Genomic DNA, 23,411 nt, shown 5'->3' with positions numbered 1-23,411 from the left:
ACCCCGTTCGCCGCTTGTAAACCGATGTTTTAGCGGATAATTTCGAGAGCTGACCGTCGCCGGGCCGCCGAACGCCCTGCCGCAACAGCTCTTTGTGAGTATCCCGACTGCCGGAAGCCCCTGACCGTGCGAATTCTGAAGAACTCCATCATTGCCCGTTTCGGTGCCGCCATGTTCGCGATCAGTCTCATGGCGCTGGTCAGCATGATCGGCTCGGTGCTGGTCGCCGAATCCACCCAGGGCAACGCCGCCGGCATCAACCTCGCGGGATCGCTGCGCATGCTGTCGTACCGGTTGCAGGCCGACACCCAGCAATACCTCGCCCAGCCGGACGCCGCGAGGCGGACCAGGCTGGAGCAGGATCTGGCGCTGTTCGAGGAACGCCTGCGCAGTCCGGTGCTGAGCCAGGTGGTGCCCGAGGATCCGCGCAGCGACCGCCGCAGGCAATTCGGGCAGGTGCTCGAGACCTGGCAGCAGCAGCTGCGCCCGCGGCTGGAACGGGTGCTGGCGGATCCAGCCAGCTTTGCCGACCGGGCCCCCGAACTGCCCACCGACGCTTTCGTGCTGCAGATCGACCGCCTGGTCCAGCTGGTCGAGGGCAGTACCGAATCCAAGATACGGCTTTTGAGCCTGGTGCAGGCGATCAGCCTGTTTTTTACCCTGGTGGTCATCGGTATCGCGATCTTCGATATCAAGTTCAGCCTGGTGAACCCTCTGCACCAGCTGGTGCAGATGGCGCGCCGCACCAGCCGCGGCGACTTCGGCACCCGGGTTTCGTTCCAGAGCCAGGACGAGCTGGGGGTCCTCGGCGGCACCCTCAATCAGATGGCCGATGAGCTGTCGCGCATCTACGCGGATCTCGAACAACGGGTCGAGCGCAAGACCTCGCAGCTGCGTCAGACCAACCAGCAGCTGCAGCTGCTGTATGAGACCACGCGGCGTTTCAATCACAGCGACGATATCTGTCACAGCATGATGCCGGTCCTCAAGCAGCTCGAGTCGCTGAGCCCCTTCAGCCCGATTTCGGTGACGCTGCACGAACCGCTGAGTCAGCGCCGCTACCGCCACCTCACCACCCAGGCGACCCGCCGCCCGCCGGACTGCCAGGACAGCAGCTGCGACAGCTGCCTGGTGCCGGCGCTGGACGACCGCCCACGGGAATCCCTGAGCATCCCGATCCGCAAGCAGGGCGTCTACTTCGGCGACCTCAGCGCCGAATACCGTCCGGACCGTGCGCCTGACGCCTCCTCCATCGCCCTGCTCGAAACCATCGTCGAGAACCTGGCCTCGGCGCTGTCGCTGGAGCTCAAGGCCGAGCAGGAACAGAAACTGTCGCTGGTCGAGGAACGCAATGTCATCGCCCGCGAGCTGCACGACTCCCTGGCGCAGTCGCTGTCCTACCTGAAAATGCAGGTCGGACGGCTGCAGCTGCTGCAACGCAAGGGCGCCGATGCCGAGCGCATCGACGAGGTGGTGGAGGAACTGCGCAACGGTCTCAACAATGCCTACCGCCAGCTGCGCGAACTGCTCACCACCTTCCGGCTCAAGCTCGATCAGCCCAGTCTGGAAGCGGCGCTGCTGAATACCGTCGAGGAGTTCAGCGCACGCCTCGAACAGCCGGTCGAACTGCACTACGACACAGGCCACCTGCAGCTGAATCCCAACGAGGAGATCCACCTGCTGCAGCTGGTGCGCGAAGCGCTCGCCAATGTCGTCAAGCACGCCCAGGCCTCGCAGGTCTCGGTCTGCGTCAGGGCCCGGCAGAACCGTATCGAAGCCGTCATCGAGGATAACGGCGTCGGCCTGCCGGCCGGCTACGATAGCAGTCAGCACCACGGACTGATCATCATGCGCGACCGCAGCAACATCCTCGGCGGCGAGCTGACGATCGGCAACCGCGAGTCCGGCGGCGTGCGGGTGCAGCTGACCTTCAGTCCCCACCAGATCAAATCAGGCAACAACCGCAACGAGGTGAATCACCAGTGAGCGAGCCACATAATCCCGCCAGCATCCTGCTGATAGACGATCACCCGCTGCTGCGAACCGGCGTCAAGCAGCTGATCGAGCTGGACGAGAATCTCAGGGTCATCGGCGAAGCCAGCGACGGACACCAGGGCGTGGCGCTCGCCACCGAGCTCGAGCCGGACCTGATCCTACTGGACCTCAACATGCCCGAAATCAGTGGCCTCGATACCCTGGAACTGCTGCGCGACGCGGGCGTGACCTCGCGGATTCTGGTATTCACCGTCTCGGACTACGAGGAGGACGTGGTCGCGGCGCTGAAAAAGGGCGCCGACGGGTACCTGATCAAGGATATCGAGCCCGAGGATCTGCTGAACAAGCTGAACCAGGCCGCCAGCGGCCGGATGGTGATCAGCGACCGCCTGACCGCCGTGCTGGCCCAGGCGCTGCAATCCGGACGCAACAGCGAAGCCGCCGATCTCGCCAGTCTTACCGCGCGGGAACGACAGATCATCAAGCTGATCGCCAATGGCCTCTCCAACAAGCTGATCGCACGCAAGCTCAATATCGCCGAGGGCACCGTCAAGGTGCATATCAAGCATCTGCTGAAGAAGTTGCACCTGCGCTCGCGGGTCGAAGTCGCCGTCTGGGTCACACAGCAGAAGCTTTAACGGCGCGGGCGATACAGCGACTGTAGGTTGGGTGTAGCGGCGTGAAATGACGCAGCATCAGCCCTCCGCGCGGGTTTTCAGCCGCGCAACCCAACACCATTTTCCGTGCTTACCGCGGCCAATCGATCTGTACGGCGATCGATATGATGGATTGCGCCGCCGTCCGCGTCAGTGCCAACCGGAAAGCGCACCATGATGGCGGCTCCACCCATCCTACCCCCATTGCTCCCGCTAACCTGATTACTCCCTCTCCCGCCAATCAGACGAGGAAGAAAAACCTCTACTTTTCAGCCTGTTAAGCATTAATTCTCGCTATACCACTTTGGTGGTACAAACAGGGCCGCCGGGCAAAGTCCCTCCGGTTTATGTTGATTTGCATCAAAGGCGCAGGCGCCCTCTCTGAGTACCGTTGACGCCAGTTTAGTGTCGTTTCTCAGGGAGAACGTTCATGTCAGACGATGGCCTGCGGTTGCTCAACTTCGGCGACCCAAAAATCAAAACGCTTCATATCACCTGGTTCGCCTTTTTCCTGACCTTTATGGTCTGGTTCAGCCATGCGCCGCTGATGGTGTTTATCAAGGAGGCATTCGACCTCAGCACCGATCAGGTCAAGGCGCTGCTCATCCTCAACGTGGCGCTGACGATTCCCTCGCGCATCGTGATCGGCACCCTGGTCGACAAGTATGGTCCCAGGGCCGTCTACAGCCTGCTGCTGATGCTCGGCGGCGCGATATGCCTGGTCTTCGCCTCCGCCCAGACCTACGAGCAGCTGGCGCTGCTGCGTTTTCTCAGCGGCTTTATCGGCGCGGGCTTCGTGATTGGCATCCGCATGGTAGGCGAGTGGTTTCCGGCCAGACAGGTCGGCGTCGCGGAAGGGATCTACGGCGGCTGGGGCAACTTCGGTTCGGCCGCGGCCGCGATGACCCTGCCGACCCTGGCGGTCTTCTTCGGCGGCGAGGACGGATGGCGTTACGCGCTCGGGATGACCGGCGTACTGGCCATCGGCTATGGCCTGGTCTATCGCAAGATCGCCCGCAACACGCCGAAGGGATCCACTTACTTCAAGCCCAAGAAACACGGCGGCCTCGAGGTCACCAGCAAGGGCGACTTCATCTTCTACATCCTGATGAATCTGCCGATGTACGGCGCGCTCGCGGTACTGAACTGGAAACTCGGCCCGGACAACCTCGGTCTGCTGGACAGCCTCGGCAACAACGCCATCTACCTGGTGCTGGTGCTGCTGTTCCTGGTCCAGGTGCGGACCATCTACCATGTCAACGAAGACAACCTCAAGCACGGCGTACCGGCCATCCAGCGCTACAGGTTCAAGCAGGTCGCGGTGCTGGACGTCGCCTACTTCGTCACCTTCGGCTCGGAGCTGGCGGTGGTATCGATGCTGCCGCTGTTCTTTCTCGACACCTTCGAGGGGCTGTCCCCGGTGACCGCCGGCCTGCTGGCGTCCGGCTTCGCCTTCATGAACCTGGTGGCGCGTCCGACCGGCGGCCACTTCAGCGACCGCTTCGGACGCCGCAACGCCCTGTCGATCCTGATCGCGGGCCTGGCCGTCGGCTATTTCGTACTGAGCCAGATCGACGGCAGCTGGTGGATTCCGCTCGCGGTCGCCTCGACCATGATGTGTTCGTTCTTCGTACAGGCGGGGGAAGGCGCGGTGTTCGCGGTGGTGCCGCTGATCCAGCGCCGCATGACCGGCCAGATTGCCGGCATGGCCGGCGCCTACGGCAACGTCGGCGGGGTCTGCTACCTGACCATACTGTCGTTCGTCGACTACTCTACCTTCTTCCTGCTGATCGCCGCGTCCGCCGCCGTCGCCTTCCTGTTCGTGCAGTTGATGGACGAGCCCAGCGGCCAGATGGCGGAAGTGCTGCCGGACGGCACCGTGCAGCTGATCGATGTCGAGTAATGAACGTTACGGGTTACGCGTGACGCGTCCAGAGCACGGACTTCACGTAACCCGTAACCCGTAACTCGTAACGTGTCACCTATAAGCATGCATCTCGACGGCGACATTCATCTCAGCACCGCCCAGGTCAGCGAAGCGGGTCTCAAGGCCCGCAACGAAGACTGCCTGGGCTTCTTCATGCCGGTGGGCAATCTGCTGACCACCAAGGGCGCCTGCGCCCTGATCGCGGACGGTGTCAGCACCGCCGAGGCCGGCGCCGAAGCCGCCGAGTATTCCGTGCGGGAATTCCTCGCCGACTACTTCGACAGTCCCGACATCTGGACGGTGAAAAAATCCGCCCAGAAGGTGCTGACCGCGATCAACCGCCAGCTCTACGCCCGCAGCCACGAATACCTCTCGACCAGTCGCGGCCACCTCTGCACCCTGTCGGTACTGATCCTCAAATCCCGCACGGCACACCTGTTCCATATCGGCGACAGCCGCATCTACCGGCTGCGTGCCGGATCGCTCGAGTGCCTGACCGAGGATCACCTGACCCGGCTGAACGAGAGCAGCAGCTGTCTGTCCCGGGCGCTGGGCATGGATACCCACCTGGAAATCGACTACCGCACCCTGCCGGTCGAAACGGGCGACCTCTTCCTGCTCAGCACCGACGGTATCCACGACTTCATCGCTCACGACCGGCTGCGGCAGCTGGCCGGGCAGGCCAACGCGGAGCAAGCCTGCCGCGACCTGGTGAACGAAGCGCTGCAGAACGGCAGTCACGACAACCTGAGCTGCCAGCTGGTGAGGGTCGATCGCCTCAGCGACGAGACGCTCGACGACCTGACCGACAAACTCACCGCCCTGCCGTTTCCGCCGGAGCTGATGCCGGGTCTGAAGATAGACGGCTACGAGGTGATCGCGGAGCTCTACGCCAGCAGCCGCAGCCAGCTGTACGAAGTGAAAGATCTCGACAGCGGCCGGCCACTGGTGATGAAGACGCCGTCGGTGAACTACTGCGACGACCCGGCCTATATCGAGCGTTTCGTGATGGAGGAGTGGGTCGGCAGCCGTATCGACAGCCCGCACGTGGTCCGGGTCGAGACGCCGAACCGACCCAAGACCTTCCTCTACTACCTGATGGAAAAGGTCGACGGCGTGACCCTGGATACCTGGATTGCCGAGCACCCGGATCCGCAGCCCCGGGAGGCGATCGAGATCGTGCGGCAGATCGCCGAGGGCCTGAAGGCGTTCCACAGCCGCGAAACGCTGCACCAGGACCTCAAGCCCGGCAACATCCTGATCACGCCGGAGGCTCAGGTCAAGATCGTCGATTTCGGCTCGGTACACGTCGCCGGCATCGACGAGATCTTCGTGCCGCTCGAGCGCGACCGTATTCTCGGTACCGTCCATTACTCCGACCCGCTGCTGCGCCTGGGTCACTGCACCGGCATCAGGGGCGATATCTTTTCGATGGCGTCGATCTGCTACGAGATCTTCACCGGCCACCTCCCCTACGGCGACGCGCTGGAGCGCTGTCAGCGGCCGCGTGACCTGCGGCGCCTGAGCTATATTCCGGCGAACCGCTTCAACCCCATCCTGCCGGTCTGGTTCGATCGCGCGCTGGAAAAGGCGCTGTCGCCCGAGCTGGAGAGCCGCTACGACAGCCTGGAGTCCTTTCTCAACGACCTGACCCACCCCAACCCCGAGCTGCTGACTGCGCGTGACGAGCCAATCCCGCACCGGGGCATGCTGGTATTCTGGCAGTTGATGTCGCTGGTGTGGTTCGTCTCGGCGCTGGTGCTGATGCTGCTGTTCTGGCTTGGATAAGGCGGGTGAGGCGTTACGGGTTACGGGTTACGGGTTACGGGTTACGGGTTACGGGTTACGGGTTACGGGTTACGGGTTACGGGTTACGGGTTACGGGTTACGGGTAATGGTCACGCGTCACCTGTCACCTGTCACCTTATCTTCAAACCGCCTCGCGCCATTCCAAGCGCGGGAAAAGCCGTTCAAGATCCCGACGCAATTGCAGAAGTACCTCCGGCTCCGGGCGACGGGGTTCGGCCAGCGCCGGGTCGAGGCAGCCGTTGCCATGGCTGAGCTGAATGGCGTAGTGGGGTATCCCGCGCCCGGCCAAGGCCTCGCCCAGACGCAGTACCTGCCCCGGGGTGAACAGGTGCCAGTTGACGGTGGTACGGCATTCGAACGCTATGCCGCTCTCGAGCAGCAGGTCGACGCAGCGGGCGTTCTGGGCTTCGAGATGGGGCCGGCCGGTGATCAGCCGGTACTGGTCGGGTCCTGCCTTGACGTCGAGGCCGACCCAGTCGACCAGGCCGAGAAGGTCGGCCAGCCGGTTCGCGTTGACGCCGGCGCTGTGCAGGCCGATCTTGTACCCCAGCGTCGATACCCGCCGCATTGCCTCGCGCAGATCGGCGTGGATGGTCGGCTCTCCTCCGCTGAATACCACGGCCTCGATAAAGCCCCGGCGTTCGACAAGCCAGGACTCGAATGCGCTCCAGCTCATGCTGTCCGGTTGCGCCCGGTGCGGGATCAGGTGCGGGTTCTGGCAGTAGCCGCAGCGCAGAGGGCAGCCCTGGGTATAGAGCACGCAGGCCAGATGGTCGGGAAAGTCGATCGTGGTCAGCGGCGTGATGCCACCGACCGGCAAATTGATTTCAGGCGCCGGCTTCATCCAAAACCTCCGACGGTGGCAGGCACTCTCCATCTTGCCTGAATGCTGATTGAGATCGTGGGAGCATACCCAAACTTCAGGGCACTTCCCCGCCGCGAAATGGTTTGGCACCGAGGCCATTCGCGGCGGGGCGCCGCTCCCACCTGTTACGCGTTACGCGTTCAACGAAATGCGTTCGCTCCCGGTGTTCCGACTGCTTGCCGGCGTTGAACTGGGCCACCGGGCGGTGATAGCCCATCACCCGGGTCCAGACCTCGCAGCGCTGACGTTCTTCTGGCTTGAGCTGGGTTGTGTTTTTCATCGGTCTCTCCTTGGTTTTTGCTGTGCTGGTTTCGCGATTTCTTTCACGAATGTCGTAAGTCGGACAGGTCGTAGGGCACCTTGAGTAAAGCGAAACGTGCCGTGAAGACGGTGCCGTTCGCTGCGCTCAGGGCACCCTACGACTTGGCAGGGTGGTTATTCGCGGCGAGGCGCCGCTCCTACGACTGTTTTCTCATCAGAATTTCCTCGTCGCAGCGCGGGCAGAATTCGTGCTCGCCGGCGAGGTAGCCGTGGCGCGGGCAGATCGAGAAGGTCGGCGTCACCGTCAGGTACGGCAGCCGGAAGCGTCCGAGCGCCCTTTTCACCAGCTGCTTGCAGGCGCGCACGCTGGTGATTCGCTCGCGCATGTACAGGTGCAGAACGGTGCCGCCGGTGTAGCGGCACTGCAGTTCGTCCTGCAGCTGTAGCGCCCTGAACGGATCCTCGGTATGGTCGACCGGCAACTGACTGGAGTTGGTGTAATAGGGATGCTCGGCGCTGCCGGCCTGCAGGATGCCTGGAAAACGCTTGCGGTCCTCGCGGGCGAAGCGGTAGGTGGTGCCCTCCGCCGGGGTCGCCTCGAGGTTGTAGAGGTTGCCGGTTTCCTGCTGGAACTGCCGCAGTCGTTCGTTGACGTGATCCAGCAGGCGTAGCACGTCCGCCTGCCCCTGCGGGTCCGCGATATCGATAGCGTCGTCGCTGAAGTTGCGCAGCATCTCGTTGAGGCCGTTGACGCCGATGGTCGAGAAGTGATTGCGCAGTGTGCCGAGATAGCGCTTGCTGTACGGAAATAACCCGGCATCCATCAGCTCGGCGATGGTCCGGCGCTTGAGCTCGAGGCTGTCCCGGGCCAGCTCCAGCAACCGGTCGAGATGCCGGTAGAGGCCCTCGCGATCGCCGGCGAAACGATGGCCCAGGCGGGCGCAGTTGATGGTCACCACGCCGATCGAACCGGTCTGCTCGGCCGAGCCGAAAAGACCGTTGCCGCGCATCAGCAACTGACGCAGGTCCAGCTGAAGCCGGCAGCACATGGAGCGCACCATCTGCGGCTCCAGATCGGAATTGAGAAAGTTCTGGAAGTACGGAAGGCCGTATTTCGCGGTCAGCTCGAACAGCCGGTCGGCGTTGGCGCTGTCCCAGTCGAAGTCCAGCGTGATGTTGTAGGTCGGGATCGGGAAGGTGAAGACCCGGCCGCGGGCGTCGCCCGCCATCATCACCTCGAGATAGGCACGGTTGATCAGGTCCATCTCGTTCTGCAGCTCACCATAGCAGAACGGCATTTCCTCGCCTGCGATCACCGGTACCTGCCCGGCCAGATCCGCCGGACAGCGCCAGTCGAAGGTCAGGTTGGTGAAGGGTGTCTGGGTGCCCCAGCGCGACGGCACGTTGAGGTTGTAGATCAGCTCCTGCATGCATTGGAGGACGCTGTCGTAGTCCATCCGGTCCTTGCGCACGAAGGGGGCCAGGTAGGTGTCGAAGGAACTGAACGCCTGGGCGCCGGCCCACTCGTTCTGCAGCGTGCCGAGGAAATTGACGATCTGTCCGACCGCGCTCGACAGGTGTTTCGGCGGCCCGCTCTCGGCCCGACCCGGCACCCCGTTCAGTCCCTCGAACAGCAGGGTGCGCAGCGACCAGCCGGCGCAGTAGCCGGACAGCATATCCAGGTCGTGGATATGGATGTCGCCCTCGCGGTGGGCGTGGCCGATCTCGGGACTGTAGACCTCGTTGAGCCAGTAGTTGGCGATCAGCTTGCCGGAGATATTGAGGATAAGGCCGCCGAGCGAGTAGCCCTGGTTGGCGTTGGCCTGGACGCGCCAGTCGCTGCGCTCGAGGTATTCGTCGACGGCGCCGCGCACCTCGACGCTGGCGTACCGCTCTCGCAGTTGCTCGGGGCTCGGCGAAGGCGCCGCGCCGATCATCTGTTCTGCCATCCTGTGCACCATATATTGTGTTTATATGCATTCACTAACACCAGATATGGTGGATTATCAGCCTCACCCAACATCTCCCCCTTGATCCTTGTCAAGGGGCCTGAAAATAGCTCTGGCGTACCCTGGCCCCCAACATTTATTGACCGAGACAAGGCCCATGACCAGATTCGCCAAACCCAGCCTTACCGACCCTCGCCCGCTGCTGCGCATGGCGTTGCCACCCGTCCCCTTATTCGTTCAGCGCCACCTGGCGCAACGGCTGCTCAATCACGCCTTTGCCGGCGCCCTGGCCGACGGCGCTTTCGACATGCTGGAAGAACATCGGGTCGGAATTGATGTGCGTGACCTGGGGCTGCAGCTTCGACTGGAGCGAGCTGCCGCGCGCATTCCGGTGGGGGCTGGAGGTCGCCGACCGGATCAATCCGGCCACGGCGGGATAGAGGCAAAGATTCGCTCACGGAGTGAGCTCCTACAGAAGCATACCGGTGCCACCTGTAGGAGCCCACTCCGTGGGCGAACCGGGCGCGGCACCGCGCGTCACGCTTTTACCAGACGCATCCCCGGTTCGCCGTACCAGTAACCGTTGCAGCTGTCGGCATCGACCAGGGCGATGTCGTCGAGCACCTCACCGTCGAGGCGCCCGCGGATGCGCCGGATGACGGCGTCCAGCCCGTGCCGCTGAGGACTCAGCCGCAGGATATCGACCCCGATGCGAGCCATGGCATCGAGCTGGTGCTCGAGGTTGTAGTGAGCATGGGACAGCGTCTGGACACCGTTGATCGTGAACAGCGCGTCCCTCTCCTGTGAGCGCATCGGCAGGCCGTCGGGGTAGTCGATGCAGCAGTAGCCGCAGTCGTCCTTGGAACCGACAGGTGCCGGTTCAGCTGCGGATGGGTGTCCGCGGCGTAGCCGAGCACCCCCATATCGGCGGCGATCAGTGCATCGACCTGCAGGTCGGCCGCCATGTCGATGGCATCGCGCCATTGCTGCCAGCCGCTTCAGGCTCAGAGGCTGCTCAGCGCCGCCAGCTGCTCGGGAAACAGCACCGCCAGGGCGATCGCCGGCAGCAGCACCCCGAAATACGCCAGCATCGGCAGCCGCACCGCGCGCCGGCAATGGCGCAGGTTCATCAGGTTGTCGATCACCAGCCAGCCCTTGACCATCACCGACACGCAGATCAGCAACAGCAGTCCGGCGCCGGGCCGGCTCTGCTCCCCGATCAGCGCGCTGGCGAGGGTCAGCAGCAGCAGCCAGTGCCAGGTTCTGAGTTGCGTCATGGTTCACCCGATCACGTAGAGCAGCGGAAACAGGATAATCCAGGCCAGATCGATCATGTGCCAGTAGCAGGCGCCGTTCTCGAGCCCCTCGTGGTCCGCCGCGTCGTAGCTCCCGAGCCCGGTGCGCAGCGTCAGCCAGGCGATGGTCGCCATTCCGACCAGGACGTGAAGCAGATGGTTGAAGGTCAGGTAGTAGTAGAGCGTGAAGAAAAGGTTGCCGCGGGCATGGATGCCCTGGGTCTGGTTCCAGAGGTACTCCGCGCCCTTGATCGCGCAGTAGGAAGCACCGCAGAGCAGCGTCAGCGACAGCCAGCGCAGGCAGCGACGCCGGTCATCCCGGCGTATGGCCGCCATGGCGCGGGCGATACAGTAGCTGCTGCTGACCATCACCAGGGTATTGAGCGTGCCCGCCAGGCTGTTGAGCCTGGCGGGGCCCGCGGCGAACAGCTCCGGGTTATGGGCGCGCACCACCAGGTAGATCAGGAAGAACAGCGCGAACTCGCTCAGTTCCGCGTAGATCAGTACCCAGACCGCCGGGCTGCCCGGTGTCGCCGCGGATCGGGGCAGCGCCACCGCGGCGGTTGTCGCCGCCATCAGAAGTAGCTGCCGATCAGCCGGTCGATCGCCGCCAGGGTGTCGGCGTCGTCGCTCAGCGCCTCGGCGAGGCAGACGCGGCAGGCATCGCCGGCCGGAACGCCGGAGCCGATCATCAGCGCGCAGTAGATCAGCAACCGGGTCGAGGCGGCCTCCTCGAGGTCGCGGTCCTTGAGCCGGCGCAGATCGTTGCCCAACGCCACCAGCTGGGTTGCGGTCTCCTTGCCGATACCCGTTTCCTGGCACAGAATCACCACTTCCCGCTCCGGTGTCGGATAGTCGAACGCCAGCGCCACGAAACGCTGGCGGGTGCTGGGCTTGAGTCCTTTCATCAGGTTCTGATAGCCCGGGTTGTAGGAGATCACCAGCATGAAGTCCGGGTGCGCCGGAAGCAGTTCGCCGGTCCGCTCCAGCGGCAGTTCGCGGCGGTGGTCCGACAGCGGATGCAGCACCACGGTGGTGTCCTTGCGCGCCTCGACGACCTCGTCCAGGTAGCAGATGGCCCCCTCGCGCACGGCACGGGTCAGGGGGCCGTCCTGCCAGTAGGTGCCATCGGGACCGATCAGATGGCGACCGACCAGGTCCGCCGCGGTCAGGTCGTCGTGGCAGGCGATGGTGATCAGCGGCCGCGCCAGCCGCTCGGCCATATGCTGGACGAAACGGGTCTTGCCGCAGCCGGTTGGTCCCTTCAGCAGCACCGGCAGCCGGTTGCCGGCGGCATGGGTGAAAATCTCGACTTCGTTGCGCTGCGGCAGGTAATGAATGCGGTTTGTCATCTTGTTGTCTCCAGTGGGTTCAGCAGCCGCCGGTCAGGTTCAGGTACAGCCGCGGCAGCAGCCAGGGCAGGCGGTCGATATCGCTGACCAGGGCGTAGCTGCGCTCGCCGAACAGATACGGCAGGTAGTCGCTGCCGCGGTCGTCGATGGTGATGCAGAACGGCTGCAGGCCGCGTGCACGGGCCTGCTGGATGGCATGACGCGTATCCTCGATGCCGTAGCGGCCCTCGTAATGGTCGATATCGTTGGGCTTGCCGTCGGACAGGATCAGCAGCAGCCGGCGTGTGCTGCACTCCCGTTCCAGAATGGCGGTGGACTGACGGATCGCGGCCCCCATCCGGGTATAGAAGCCGGGTTTGATCAGCTGCAGCCGGCCGCGGACCCGGTCGCTGTAGGGTTCGTTGAAATTCTTCAGCAGCTGGTAGCGAACCTGGCGATTGCGGATCGACGAAAAACCGTAGAGCGCGAAACGGTCACGGGCGCCGTCGAGCGCTTCGGCGAACAGCGTCATGCTGTCGCGAATCACGTCGATCACGCGCTGATCGGCGTTGAGACCCGCGTCGGTCGACATCGACAGGTCCGCCAGCAGCAGACAGGACAGGTCCCGCTGCGCGGCCCGGCGCTGGCGGAAGCAGGCCCCGGGTTCGGAGTCGCGCTCCGGCTCGGTCAGGCGCCCCAGCCAGGCGTCGAGGTCCAGCTCCTCGCCCTGCAACTGTCGTCTGAGCCAGTCGCGCTCGGTCTGCAAGCCACCGAAGCGCTGGCGCAGCAGCCGTGCCGCCGGGCGCAGGGTCTCCGGCAGCGGCGCCGGCACCGCATCGTCGGCCAGCATCGGCTGCAGCAGGCAGAAGTCGGGCTTGAGCGCCTGCCGGCGGTAGTCCCATTCCGGCAGGCGGATACCCTCGCCCACCGGCAGGTCGTCGTTCTGCGCCGCCGGCAGGTCGAGGTCGAAACGCACCCTGGCCGCCCCCGCCCGTCGCTGACGCGACAGGCTGATGATATCGAGATCCCGCGCCGCATCGCCGTCATCCTCCAGGTCCTCGTCCTGGCAGCGATCCAGTTCTACCTGCTCGACGCGGCTGAACAGGCTCTCGAGCTGGAAGATCAGCAGGCCGTCGGTTTCCTTGCGATCGTCGACCCGGCGCGCGCCATGACGTACCGGGTCATCACTGTCCTCGGCGTTGGCCGTGCGATTCGCTTCGGCGCCCTCCTCCTGCCGGTCGTCGGCGGCGCACGACAGCCCCCGTAGCGGCGCTGGATATAGCCACAGCGCCACCGGCCAGGGATCCCCGGGCGCGCAGGGCAACCGGTCGACGCTGCCGGGCTCCAGCAGGGCCCGGCGTATCGCCTGCTCCCGCGTCCAGGCCTCGCCCTGCAGCCGCTCGAGCCCCGGATGCAGCGCCAGGGTCTCATCCACGAGCCGGCGGTATCCGGCTGCCAGTCCGGGACGGGTCTCGAGCAGTCGACGACAGGCGCGCTGATTGTCGCGAAACCAGTGTTTGACGTCGGGCTGCGACGCCGCCAGGGCGACCAGCCAGAAATACAGCATTTCGTTGAGTTCCCGCGCCGGGTAGAACGCCAGCGACGGCGGCAGCCGCAGGCTGCGCTCGTCCTGCCAGGCGACGGTATGGCGCCGATGGCTGCCGGCGATGCGCTGGATCAGCCGGCGCGGCGCGCGAAACGACCGCGGCTCGGCGCCCTCGAGCGCTCGTCCGGCGTCGCCGCCGAGGCCCCGGTAGAACGGCGCCAGACGCGGCAGCAGTTCGGCCAGTTCCACCCGGGCGTCGCCGTGATCGGTGCCCGCCTGGCGGGTCACCAGCCGGTGCCAGAGCGAGCCGACATATTCTTCCATTTCACACCTCCTTGGCAGGCTGTCAGGACGGAGGCTAGGCCCCCGCCCTGCCCGATACCTCAGCTGACGGCCGGGACCCGGTGGCCGGCTTCGGCTTCCACCCGGCTGCCGACGAAAAAGCTGGCCAGATAGGCCACCAGACCCAGGGCGAACACCACACCGAAGGCTTCACGCACCCAGAAGATCGGAATCAGCTTGGCCTGGGTGTTCATGAAGCTCAGCGCACCGACCTCGGGCAGGCGCTGCAGCGCCACCTGCCAGGCGCCGGCCACGGTCAGCGCCAGGGTGATGCCGATCATGCTGACGCACATGGTCCAGAAGGCGAAGATCTCCAGCTTCTGCGACAGCTCGCCATTCCCCTGGGGCCGGCCGCGCATGATCGGCATGGCGTAGGAGATGATGCAGAGCACGATCATGGCGTAGGCGCCGAAGAATGCCAGATGGCCGTGGGCCGCGGTGATCTGGCTGCCGTGGGTGTAGTAGTTGACCGGAGCCAGGGTATGGATGAAGCCCCAGACGCCGGCGCCGAGGAAGGCCATCACCGCGGTGCCGAGCGCCCAGAGGGTCGCCGCGCGGTTGCCGTGCTGGTGACGGCGCTGACCGACGACACGGAAGGCGAACAGCACCATCATGAAGAAGGGTACCGGCTCCAGCGCCGAGAAGATGGAGCCGAGCCACAGCCAGTAGGGTCCCGGGCCGATCCAGAAGTAGTGGTGGCCCATGCCGATCAGCCCCGAGATCAGTGCCAGCGCGATAATGACGTAGAGCCACTTCTCGATCACCTCGCGATCGACGCCGGTGACCTTGATCAGCACGAAGGCCAGGATGGCACCGAGAATCAGTTCCCAGACCCCCTCGACCCACAGATGCACGACCCACCACCAGAAGAACTTGTCCAGCACCAGGTTGTCCGGGTTGTAGAAGGAGAACAGGAAGAACACGGCCAGGCCCACGAGGCCGGTGATCAAGACCATGTTGATCACCGTCTTGCGCCCTTTCAGCACCGTCATGCCGATGTTGTAGATGAAGGCGAGGCAGACGATGACGATGCCGATCTTGGTGATGGTCGGCTGCTCTAGGAACTCGCGGCCCATGGTCGGCAACAGCTCGTTGTGCGTCAGCTTCGCCAGTTCGGCGTAGGGCACCAGCAGGTAGCCGAGGATGGTGAGCACCCCGGCCGCGGCGAACACCCAGAAGGTGGCGCGCGCCAGCCAGGGGCTGTGCAGTTCGGTGTCGCACTCCTCCGGCACCAGGTAGTAGGAGGCGCCCATGAAGCCGAACAGCAGCCAGACGATCAGCAGATTGGTATGCACCATCCGCGCGACGTTGAACGGGATATAGGGGAACAGGAAGTCCCCGACGATGTACTGCAGTCCCATGATCAGACCGAACAGGATCTGACCCACGAACAGCAGCAGTGCGAAGATGAAGTAGGGTCTGGCGACCCCCTGGGATTCGAATTTCATCCGGATAGCCTCCTGCTCAGCCTTCCCGGTTGGGTGGCCAGTCGTTGTCGTTGATTCGCGAAGTCCAGATCAGGAACGCCGACAGATCGTCGACCTGCTCCTGGCTGAGGTGAAACTGCGGCATCTTGCGCCGACCTTCGGTCGGCATCGGCTGCATCTGCATCCAGGCCTGCATGAACTGACCGAAGGCCTCTTCGCTGCCGTTGCCGTAGCGGTCGAAAACGTTGCCCAGCTCGGGGGCGAAATAGGCGCCCTCGCCCATCAGGCTGTGGCAGCCGATACAGTTGTTTTCCTCCCAGACCGCCTTGCCCCGTGCCACCGATTCGGTGATGTTCTCGCGGTGATCGCGCTGCGGCAGCGCGCGCAGGGTATCCAGCGTCAATCCCAGCAACAGCAGCAGGAAGAAGAAGCCTCCGCCGTAGTAGATGTTGCGGGCCATCCCCTTGGTAAAGAGTTCAGGCATCCTGACCTCCCCGGCGGTGGTATCCCCGTGCATTCATGGTTGTGTTCCCCTGTTTCAGTTTCAGTAACCGGTTAGGAGCAACAGCCGTACCAAGTCTTCATACCATTGAAATTAAAGGACTAATTATTTTCTGTTGTTTTAATGACTACGGTGATACAGTTGTGTTAATCACAACACTGGTATCAAAATGACAACATTCAGCGACAGCCTCATCAGCATCGTCGCCGACCTGTCGCGGGACCTGCCGGCACCGCGGCGCTACCGCCGGCTGCTGGAGGCGATGCTGCGGATTTTTCCCTGCGACGCCGCCGCACTGCTGCAGCGCGATGGCGACAGCCTTAAGCCGCTGGCGATCGAGGGCCTGAGCGACGACACCATGGGACGGCGTTTTCGCATCGACGAGCATCCCCGGCTGGAGCGCCTGCTGCGCTCGCGCGAGCCGGTACGTTTCGCCGCCGACAGCCCGCTGCCGGACCCCTACGACGGTCTGGTGGAAACCCAGGATCATCAGCTGCACGTGCACGACTGCATGGGCGCCTCGCTGTATATCGACGAACGGCCCTGGGGCGTACTGACCCTGGATGCGCTGCAACCGGCGACCTTCGACCGCATCGACGCCGTGGAACTGCGCACCTTCATCGGCCTGGCCGAGGCGACGGTAAAGGCCGCCGAGCGCATGGACCGGCTGGAGGCGCGCGCCGAGCGGGAGCACCGGGTGGCGCGCGCCCTGCAGGAGGAAGGCCGGGGCAGCGAAATCATCGGCGAGAGCGTGCCGATGCAGCGACTGCGCGACGAGATCGCGATCGTCGCCCGCTCCAGTCTTGCGGTACTGGTGCAGGGGGAAACCGGGGTCGGCAAGGAGTTGGTGGCGCGACAGGTGCACGCTCTGTCGGATCGGGCCGAACAGCCGATGGTACAGGTCAACTGCGCGGCGCTGCCGGAAAGCATTGCCGAGAGCGAGCTGTTCGGACACCGCAAGGGCGCATTTTCCGGCGCCGTCGAGGACCGCGCCGGCAAGTTCGAAATCGCCGACGGTGGCACCCTCTTTCTCGACGAGATCGGCGAGTTGCCGCTGGCGATACAGGCCAAACTGCTGCGGGCGCTGCAAAGCGGCGAGATACAACGCGTCGGCAGCGACCAGGTACTGCACAGCGACGTTCGCATCGTCGCGGCCACCAACCGCGACCTGCAGCAGGAAGTGCGCGACGGGCGCTTTCGCGCCGACCTCTACCATCGCCTGTCGGTGTATCCGGTGCTGGTGCCGCCGCTACGCGAGCGCGGTCAGGACATCCTGCTGCTGGCCGGGTACCTGCTGGAAACCAGCCAGCGCCGACTCGGTATCCGCGCGCTGCGGCTCTCGGCGGACGCCCGTCAGGCACTGCTGAACTACGGCTGGCCGGGAAACGTCCGCGAACTCGAGCATTTGCTGAGCCGGGCCGCGTTGAAGGCACGCTCCGACAGCGACCGCGATACCGTGGTGCTGCAGCGTCGCCACCTCGGCCTCGATACCGATGTATCCCCACCAGGGACCGGCGCGGACGTCGAGCCGCCGAACGCTGCCGCCGCGGACGACCGCACACTGAAAGACGCGGTCGACGACTTCCAGCGCGCCTTCATCACGCAACGCCTCGACGAGCAGCACGACAACATGGCCGCCGCCGCACGCAGTCTGGGACTGGACCGCGGCAACTTTTACCGCCTTTTGAAACGCCTGGGGCTACGCTGATGCCGCAGTATCGCTCACGCCCTGGAAAAAAGATTCTTCGCTGATTCTCGGGAACACCAGGAGCCCAAAGTAGGATGAGTGGAGCCGCATTGGTACACTGTTTAACGCTTTCAGCGAGGTTGATGCGGCGCAACCCAGCGATGAGTCGATACATGCTCAGCCTGGTTCAGATCGTGCTGGCAACGCCCCGCCAGCTTAACCCACCAGCCAGACACTACCCTTGTCATCAATACTCACCTCCAGCGCCTTTAGCGACTGTCCGAGACAGGGGCCCAGTACACACTCCCCGGAATCCGGCCGGAACAGCGCACCGTGGGCAAAACACACAAGATGCTGCCCGTCCGCGGTCATGAACCCATTCTTGCGATAGTGCATCGGCACGTCGTAGTGGGGACAGTTGTTGCGAAAGACCCGGACGCCATCGCCGTACCGCAACGCGATCAGGGTATCCCTGCCGTCACACCAGGGATCCAGCCCGATGGCACTGTCATGGCGAAGCTCGCTGAGCTGGCAGAGGTAGGTCAAGATGAATCTCCTCAAAACATGAAGCGTCTCGAGCATGAAATGCTCGCGTCTGCGCGACCAGGAAGTTTGGCTGGGTTCAGTCTGCAGAGCCCAGCGTACAGCGGCTGCCGGCCGAGGGGAAAATCACCTTTGCCGATCCCAGCCATTCGCCGACGTGATATCAGGGGTTTATCACGCGCGGTCGCGCCGGCCGGTTCAGCTGCCCGCGCTCAGATAGGTTGCGCGGTCACAAGCTGCATCCGAGTCGTCAGGGCCGCGCGATCAAAACTCCGGTCGCCGGCCATTTCCCGCTCGCCGGCAAGAACGGAACCTTCGCTGATAAATCGGCAGCGCTCGAAACGGCGCGCCATGAATCGCTCCAGTCGTGTATTCAGACTGCCATCGCCGGCAAGTTCCTCGCTCAGCACGATGGCATCCTCGATCGCCATTCCCGCGCCTTGTCCGAGATGCGGCGTGGTGGCATGGGCGGCATCACCGATCAGCACCAGCCGCCCACGGAACCAGTTTTCGTCGACAAAAACCGTTTCCAGCGGCCGGCACACCACCTTCGAGTTATCGGTTATCTGATCAGCGAGTTCGCCGACGACGCCGCCAAACTCGCCCAGGTGATCCCTCATCTGCACCGTCAGGCGGCTTTTATCGATATGCGGACCGGGCCCTTCGCACGAGGTCAGGAACAGGTACATCAGATCCTCCGAAATCGGAACCAGCCCGGCGTTGCCCCGGGGCCCGGAAAAGACCGCCAGGTGATCGATTTCCGCCCGCCGCGGGAAGTTGTATCGCCATACCGCCTGCCCGGTGTAAACCGGCTGGTAGCGATCCTGGAACAGCAGACCGCGAATCTTCGAGTAGATCCCGTCGGCACCGATGACTAGTGCATAGTTTGCGCGTATACCATCGGTAAAATGCACGTTCACGCCGTCGTCGCGTTCATCGCACTCGGCAACCGTCGCGCCCAACCGAATGCGTGCGCCAAGACCGGTGGCGGCTTCGTAGAGCACCCGGTGCAGCGCCTGCCTGGAAATGCCGATATTCGCCGGATAGTCTGGCCCCGCCAGCCGGCGTCCCGGCATGCGTACTGTCTGGACACCCCGTTCGTCGTAAAGCGCGACATCGTCGAAAGCGAAACCCGCGCGCAGGTAGGCATCCAGCACGCCAAGTCGCGCCATTTCGCGCACCACGTTGCTCTGCTGGATGATTCCCACCCCCGGGATATTCCATGTCGGGCGAATCTCGACCAGCTCTACTTCAAACCCTTGCCGGCACAGGGCTATTGCGGCACAGAGACCGGCGATGCCGCCACCTACGATCAGGACGGGTTTCTCGTCATTCATGGGATTTTCCCGCATTTTGTATTTATGGAGAACGGATGGAGCTTCAGACTAAAGCGCACGGAAGGATTTGACTAATTGCTAGTTCGGATAAATAGTATCGCGAAAATAAATACTAAAACGGATAAAAAAATGCGTTTCAATCACCTCGATCTCAACCTCCTGGTAGCACTGGATATCCTGCTCGAAGAGCAGCATATCACCCGTGCCGCCGGCCGGCTGAACATGACCCAGTCCGCCACCAGCGGCGTGCTCGGGCGGCTGCGCGAATACTTCGAAGATGACCTGCTGGTCCAGGTAGGACGCAAAATGTCGCTGACTCCCCTGGCCAAGGAACTGCAGCTGCCGGTACGGGAAGTGCTGCTGAAGATTCAGACCTCGATTACGGCCAAGCCCACGCAGGACCCGTCCACCAGCAAGCGTCATTTCCGCATCATGGCGTCGGACTACCTGATCAGCGTACTGTTCGCCGAGGCCATCCGAACCATAAACAGGGAAGCCCCCGGCATCACCTTCGAATTGCTGAGCCCCGGGGAAGAGTCCACCGAGATGCTGATGCGCGGTGAAGTCGACCTGCTGATTGCGCCCGAGCGCTATGTGCCCAAGGGCCACCCCAGCGCCCTGCTGTTCGAGGAACATCACGTCTGTGTCGTCTGGAGTGGCAACACGGCGGTAGGCGACAGCATTACGCTCGAACAGTACCTGGAGATGGGGCACGTGTCCGTCGGCTTCGGTCGCAACCGCACCGCCAGCATCGAAGAGTGGTTCATGAGCCAGTACGGTTGCCAGCGTCGCGTCGAGGTCGTCACCCATGATTTCAATACGTTGCCGCAGCTCGTGCTCGGCACCGAACGCATCGCCACCATGCACAGCCGACTGGCCGTTTTGGCGGCGAAGGCATTGCCGCTGCGGTTGTTGCCGGCGCCGGTGGAACTGCCGGCCATGCGGGAATTCATGACCTGGCACCGCAGCCTCGACGGCGATCCGATGCTGCTGTGGCTACGCGCAAAGCTGACCGAGCTCGTGCACAAGGTCGGCGACCCAATGAAACTCCACCCCACGGCCTGATATTCACCACACGCCAGCCGCCTGGGTACTGGCCCCCATCCTGTGACCCCGCCCGTCATCGCCGAGCGCTGCCCTCTCTGTCACTTGCCGGCCCGGTAAACCACAGCATGCATCGCGCTGCGCGATGGCAAACATCTTAACTATCGATTTGTTAAATCCCATACCGCATGCGACCGTGGTTCCTGGCGCCTTTAGCCTGCAAATCGGGGGCTGGCGCAGAGCCGTTCTGCAAGCCCGTCGTCGCCCCCTTCCGGCTTACACCACGGGCTTGGTCGCGAACGGTATCTCTGCAGCAAACTCACTGAATTCGCTCAAGGAAAAATAAATACGATGTTTCGATACTTCCCCACCAACTATGTCTGGGACCTCTCGGTCAACCTGGCCATCGAGATGGGCGCCCGGATTGGCGAAATCCAGGAAATGTGCGAACCGCTCAAGGAAGCGGCCAAGCAGCCCGATGCTGCCGGCACCCAGGCCTTTCGCGAAACCTGGTCGAAAATGGCCGACAAGCTCTGCGAACTGGCCCGCGAAGACGAAGCACGCGGACGCCTGCTCTCCGCCGGTGAGAAATACAACCGCGCGGCCACTTACCTGATCACCTGTGAACGTCTGCAGGGCCATAATGCCCCCGGTCGTCTGGAACTTTATCAGCGCTTCCTCGAAGTCTTTGCACGGGGTATCGACCTGTCGCGGGAAAACTGCGAACGCGTCGAGATTCCCTACGAAGGCAAAGTGATTTCAGGCCTGTTCGTCCGCGCCGCAGGTGTCGAAGGTCCGGCGCCGGTTCTGGTTCAGCTCAACGGCCTGGATTCCACCAAGGAGATGAAATACCGCGTCGGCCTGCCGGCCTGGCTCGCCAGGCGCGGCGTCTCCTCGCTGATCATCGACCAGCCCGGCACCGGCGAAGCGCTGCGCCTGCACGATCTCAAGGCACGCTACGACGCTGAACACTGGGCCAGTGTCGTCGTGGACTACCTGGAAACCCGCAACGACGTCGACCCGAAGCGGATCGGCTGCGAGGGCGTGTCCCTCGGCGGTTACTACTGTCCGCGCGCAGTGGCCTTCGAGCCGCGCTTTGCCTGCGGCGTTGTCTGGGGCGCCAACCACGACTGGCGCGATGTGCAGAAACGCCGGCTGGAGCGCGAAGGCAGCTTCCCGGTACCGCACTACTGGGAGCACGTGCGCTGGGTATGGGGCGGCAAGGATATCGACGAATTCATGCAGATTGCCGAAAACGTCCACCTCGACGGCGTCGTCGAGCGCATCAAGGTGCCCTTCCTGGTCACCCACGGGGAACAGGACTCCCAGATCCCGCTGAAGTGGGCGCACCGAACCTATGAACAACTGGTCAACAGCCCGAAGCGCGAGCTCAAGGTCTTCACCGAGCGCGAAGGCGGCGTGCAGCATTCCAGTTTTGACAACTCCATCAATGCCGGCCAGTACATTGCCGACTGGGTCGCCGAAACCCTCGGCGGCCACGTAGCCTGAAGCGATAGCAGGAGAACCGAATGAATATCATAGGACCGGATTACCTGGTTTTCGGCGTCGACGACGTCGCGGCGTGCGTACAGTACCTGACGGATTACGGCCTGAAGCCGGTTGATGTCGACGAAAACGGCGGCTATCTCCAGGCGCTTGACGGCACCGGCGTGCTGATCCGGCACCGCGAGCACCCCGGACTGCCGCCGGCCATGGATACCGCCAACTCGCTCCGCGAGACGGTCTACGGCGTCGCGGACGAGGCTGCGCTGGAAGCCATCGAGGCGGAACTTGCGAAGGACCGCAACGTCATCCGCGGCGAAGACGGCGTACTGCGCACCGTCGACGACATGGGATTCGCGCTTGGCTTCCAGCTGACGACCCGCCGCACACTGGACATGCCTGCCGAGGCGATCAACGCCCCGGGTAGCGAAGTACCCAACCGTCCCGTCAATGAGCTGGGCGCCAGCGACGAGATGCCGGCCCTGCCGCGCAGCCTGTCGCACGTGGTTTACTTCGTGCCGGACGCCGCCAAGGCGGAGGCCTTTTACGCCCGTTTGGGTTTTGTCTGCACCGACCGTTTTACCGGCGTGGGTCCGTTCCTGCGCCCGGCCGGCACCCTGGATCACCACACCCTGTTCTTTATCCAGACGCCTCCCTTCATGAAGGGTATCGAGCACTTCACTTTCCATATGGGCGGCCCGACCGACGTGATGATCGCCGGCACCCGCTTTCTGGAAAAAGGCTACGAGTCCTTCTGGGGTCCGGGACGACACCAGTTCGGCTCCAACTGGTTCTGGTACTTCAAGAGCCCGATGGGCTGCAACGTCGAGTACGACGCCGACATGGACCTGCACGATGACCGCTGGAGCGCGCGCGAGGCACCGATGAGTGCAGACAAGTCGCAGTACTTCCTGTTCGAATACCGCGAAAAATGGGCGCCCGGCGGCCCGCCGCCCAAGTCCTGATCTGAATACAGGGGCCCGGCAACGGGCCACTGCAAGCTCCCGGTAGCCTCAGGCTACCGGGAGCTTTTTTCTTGCCGTCATTCCCGCGCAACGGGGATCCAGCAGTTTCCGGCGTTTATGGATTCCCGCATTCGCGGGAATGACGGTGCCTCGGGAATGACGGTGCCGCGGGAATGACGGTGCCGCGGGAATGACGGTGCCTCTAAGGTGATTTAATTTCAAATGATGACAAGCAGGTCGCTAACTCAGACTTAACTTTCCCACTAATCCGCGAAGAACCTTTTTTATGGCTCGTCGTAAATTAACGTGAAACGCATGCGGGGGGCTGAAGGTAACAACCGACATGGATGGCGGCAGTCCGTCACGCGGGAAGATCGGTATTGCCGGAGGCAATACCGACCAGGCGCAAAGGCGCGCGTTAGTATGA

General features: G+C 63.5%; 21 protein-coding genes and 1 pseudogene. 8 read left to right on the top strand and 14 right to left on the bottom strand.

Annotation, left to right across the window (positions count from 1 at the left end):
• Window positions 1–126: 126 nt before the first annotated feature.
• The 4 genes from IEX85_RS02000 (at window position 127) to IEX85_RS01985 (ending at window position 6,366) form a co-directional block, all read left to right on the top strand.
• On the top strand, window positions 127–1,986 hold the full coding sequence (locus tag IEX85_RS02000; RefSeq protein ID WP_188857733.1) for a type IV pili methyl-accepting chemotaxis transducer N-terminal domain-containing protein: 1,860 nt from the start codon (window positions 127–129) through the stop codon (window positions 1,984–1,986).
• On the top strand, window positions 1,983–2,633 hold the full coding sequence (gene narL, locus IEX85_RS01995; protein WP_188857732.1) for a two-component system response regulator NarL: 651 nt from the start codon (window positions 1,983–1,985) through the stop codon (window positions 2,631–2,633). Before IEX85_RS02000 ends, narL begins: the two co-directional genes overlap by 4 nt.
• A gap of 448 nt (window positions 2,634–3,081) precedes the next feature.
• Window positions 3,082–4,554 (top strand): NarK family nitrate/nitrite MFS transporter, encoded by a 1,473-nt coding sequence (locus tag IEX85_RS01990; protein ID WP_188857730.1) that lies wholly within the window; start codon window positions 3,082–3,084, stop codon window positions 4,552–4,554.
• Window positions 4,555–4,626: 72 nt separating this feature from the next.
• Window positions 4,627–6,366, top strand: coding sequence for a bifunctional protein-serine/threonine kinase/phosphatase (locus tag IEX85_RS01985; RefSeq protein ID WP_229721750.1), 1,740 nt, complete (start codon window positions 4,627–4,629; stop codon window positions 6,364–6,366).
• A 142-nt stretch (window positions 6,367–6,508) separates the two neighbouring features.
• Here the strand turns inward: IEX85_RS01985 and IEX85_RS01980 are convergent, their stop codons facing one another.
• The 12 genes and pseudogenes from IEX85_RS01980 to IEX85_RS01925 form a co-directional block, all read right to left on the bottom strand.
• Window positions 6,509–7,231: an anaerobic ribonucleoside-triphosphate reductase activating protein gene (locus IEX85_RS01980; protein WP_188857728.1), complete on the bottom strand. Its 723-nt coding sequence runs from the start codon at window positions 7,229–7,231 to the stop codon at window positions 6,509–6,511.
• Between the two features lie 76 nt (window positions 7,232–7,307).
• A complete protein-coding gene (gene nrdD, locus IEX85_RS24275) occupies window positions 7,308–7,532 on the bottom strand; it encodes an anaerobic ribonucleoside-triphosphate reductase (protein ID WP_188857726.1) in 225 nt (74 codons plus the stop codon).
• A 178-nt stretch (window positions 7,533–7,710) separates the two neighbouring features.
• Complete coding sequence (locus IEX85_RS01970; protein WP_229721749.1) at window positions 7,711–9,462, bottom strand: ribonucleoside triphosphate reductase; 1,752 nt, start codon at window positions 9,460–9,462, stop codon at window positions 7,711–7,713.
• A 229-nt stretch (window positions 9,463–9,691) separates the two neighbouring features.
• Complete coding sequence (locus IEX85_RS01965) at window positions 9,692–9,892, bottom strand: hypothetical protein (protein WP_188857724.1); 201 nt, start codon at window positions 9,890–9,892, stop codon at window positions 9,692–9,694.
• Between the two features lie 107 nt (window positions 9,893–9,999).
• Window positions 10,000–10,275, bottom strand: a complete 276-nt coding sequence (locus IEX85_RS01960) for a hypothetical protein (RefSeq protein WP_229721770.1) — start codon at window positions 10,273–10,275, stop codon at window positions 10,000–10,002.
• Between the two features lie 41 nt (window positions 10,276–10,316).
• Window positions 10,317–10,436, bottom strand: a pseudogene (locus IEX85_RS24270) (U32 family peptidase); the annotation flags it as partial.
• 30 nt (window positions 10,437–10,466) lie between these two features.
• Entirely contained in the window at window positions 10,467–10,739 is a 273-nt protein-coding gene (locus IEX85_RS01950; protein ID WP_188857718.1) for a hypothetical protein, read from the bottom strand.
• Window positions 10,740–10,742: 3 nt separating this feature from the next.
• A complete protein-coding gene (locus IEX85_RS01945; RefSeq protein WP_229721748.1) occupies window positions 10,743–11,333 on the bottom strand; it encodes a cytochrome c oxidase subunit 3 family protein in 591 nt (196 codons plus the stop codon).
• Window positions 11,333–12,109, bottom strand: a complete 777-nt coding sequence (locus IEX85_RS01940) for a CbbQ/NirQ/NorQ/GpvN family protein (RefSeq protein WP_188857716.1) — start codon at window positions 12,107–12,109, stop codon at window positions 11,333–11,335. The genes IEX85_RS01945 and IEX85_RS01940 overlap by 1 nt, the downstream gene beginning before the upstream one ends.
• A 19-nt stretch (window positions 12,110–12,128) precedes the next feature.
• The gene (locus tag IEX85_RS01935; protein ID WP_188857714.1) at window positions 12,129–13,958 is read right to left on the bottom strand and encodes a nitric oxide reductase activation protein NorD; all 1,830 of its coding nucleotides are present in this window, start codon (window positions 13,956–13,958) and stop codon (window positions 12,129–12,131) included.
• Window positions 13,959–14,017: 59 nt separating this feature from the next.
• Window positions 14,018–15,424, bottom strand: a complete 1,407-nt coding sequence (locus IEX85_RS01930) for a cbb3-type cytochrome c oxidase subunit I (protein WP_188857713.1) — start codon at window positions 15,422–15,424, stop codon at window positions 14,018–14,020.
• Window positions 15,425–15,440: 16 nt separating this feature from the next.
• Window positions 15,441–15,887 (bottom strand): c-type cytochrome, encoded by a 447-nt coding sequence (locus IEX85_RS01925; protein WP_188857711.1) that lies wholly within the window; start codon window positions 15,885–15,887, stop codon window positions 15,441–15,443.
• A gap of 187 nt (window positions 15,888–16,074) precedes the next feature.
• Here IEX85_RS01925 and norR point away from each other — a divergent pair, with 187 nt between their 5' ends.
• A complete protein-coding gene (norR, locus tag IEX85_RS01920; protein ID WP_188857710.1) occupies window positions 16,075–17,613 on the top strand; it encodes a nitric oxide reductase transcriptional regulator NorR in 1,539 nt (512 codons plus the stop codon).
• A gap of 195 nt (window positions 17,614–17,808) precedes the next feature.
• Here norR and IEX85_RS01915 read toward each other — a convergent pair whose 3' ends face one another.
• Window positions 17,809–18,138 (bottom strand): Rieske (2Fe-2S) protein, encoded by a 330-nt coding sequence (locus IEX85_RS01915; RefSeq protein ID WP_229721747.1) that lies wholly within the window; start codon window positions 18,136–18,138, stop codon window positions 17,809–17,811.
• A gap of 209 nt (window positions 18,139–18,347) precedes the next feature.
• Entirely contained in the window at window positions 18,348–19,472 is a 1,125-nt protein-coding gene (locus IEX85_RS01910; RefSeq protein WP_188857706.1) for an FAD-dependent oxidoreductase, read from the bottom strand.
• Window positions 19,473–19,601: 129 nt separating this feature from the next.
• On the opposite strand from IEX85_RS01910, the gene IEX85_RS01905 reads away from it, so the two are divergent.
• The 3 genes from IEX85_RS01905 to IEX85_RS01895 all read left to right on the top strand — a co-directional run bounded on the left by IEX85_RS01905 (window position 19,602) and on the right by IEX85_RS01895 (window position 22,984).
• Window positions 19,602–20,537, top strand: a complete 936-nt coding sequence (locus IEX85_RS01905; protein ID WP_188857705.1) for a LysR family transcriptional regulator — start codon at window positions 19,602–19,604, stop codon at window positions 20,535–20,537.
• A 330-nt stretch (window positions 20,538–20,867) separates the two neighbouring features.
• Window positions 20,868–22,025: an alpha/beta hydrolase family protein gene (locus IEX85_RS01900; RefSeq protein WP_188857703.1), complete on the top strand. Its 1,158-nt coding sequence runs from the start codon at window positions 20,868–20,870 to the stop codon at window positions 22,023–22,025.
• Between the two features lie 20 nt (window positions 22,026–22,045).
• The gene (locus tag IEX85_RS01895; RefSeq protein ID WP_188857701.1) at window positions 22,046–22,984 is read left to right on the top strand and encodes a VOC family protein; all 939 of its coding nucleotides are present in this window, start codon (window positions 22,046–22,048) and stop codon (window positions 22,982–22,984) included.
• Window positions 22,985–23,411: the final 427 nt, after the last annotated feature.

The organism is Marinobacterium nitratireducens (genome assembly GCF_014645375.1).
GTDB lineage: Bacteria > Pseudomonadota > Gammaproteobacteria > Pseudomonadales > Balneatricaceae > Marinobacterium_A > Marinobacterium_A nitratireducens.
Note: the sequence above shows the minus strand (reverse complement) of the source record. Positions and strands in the feature narration are given on the sequence as shown.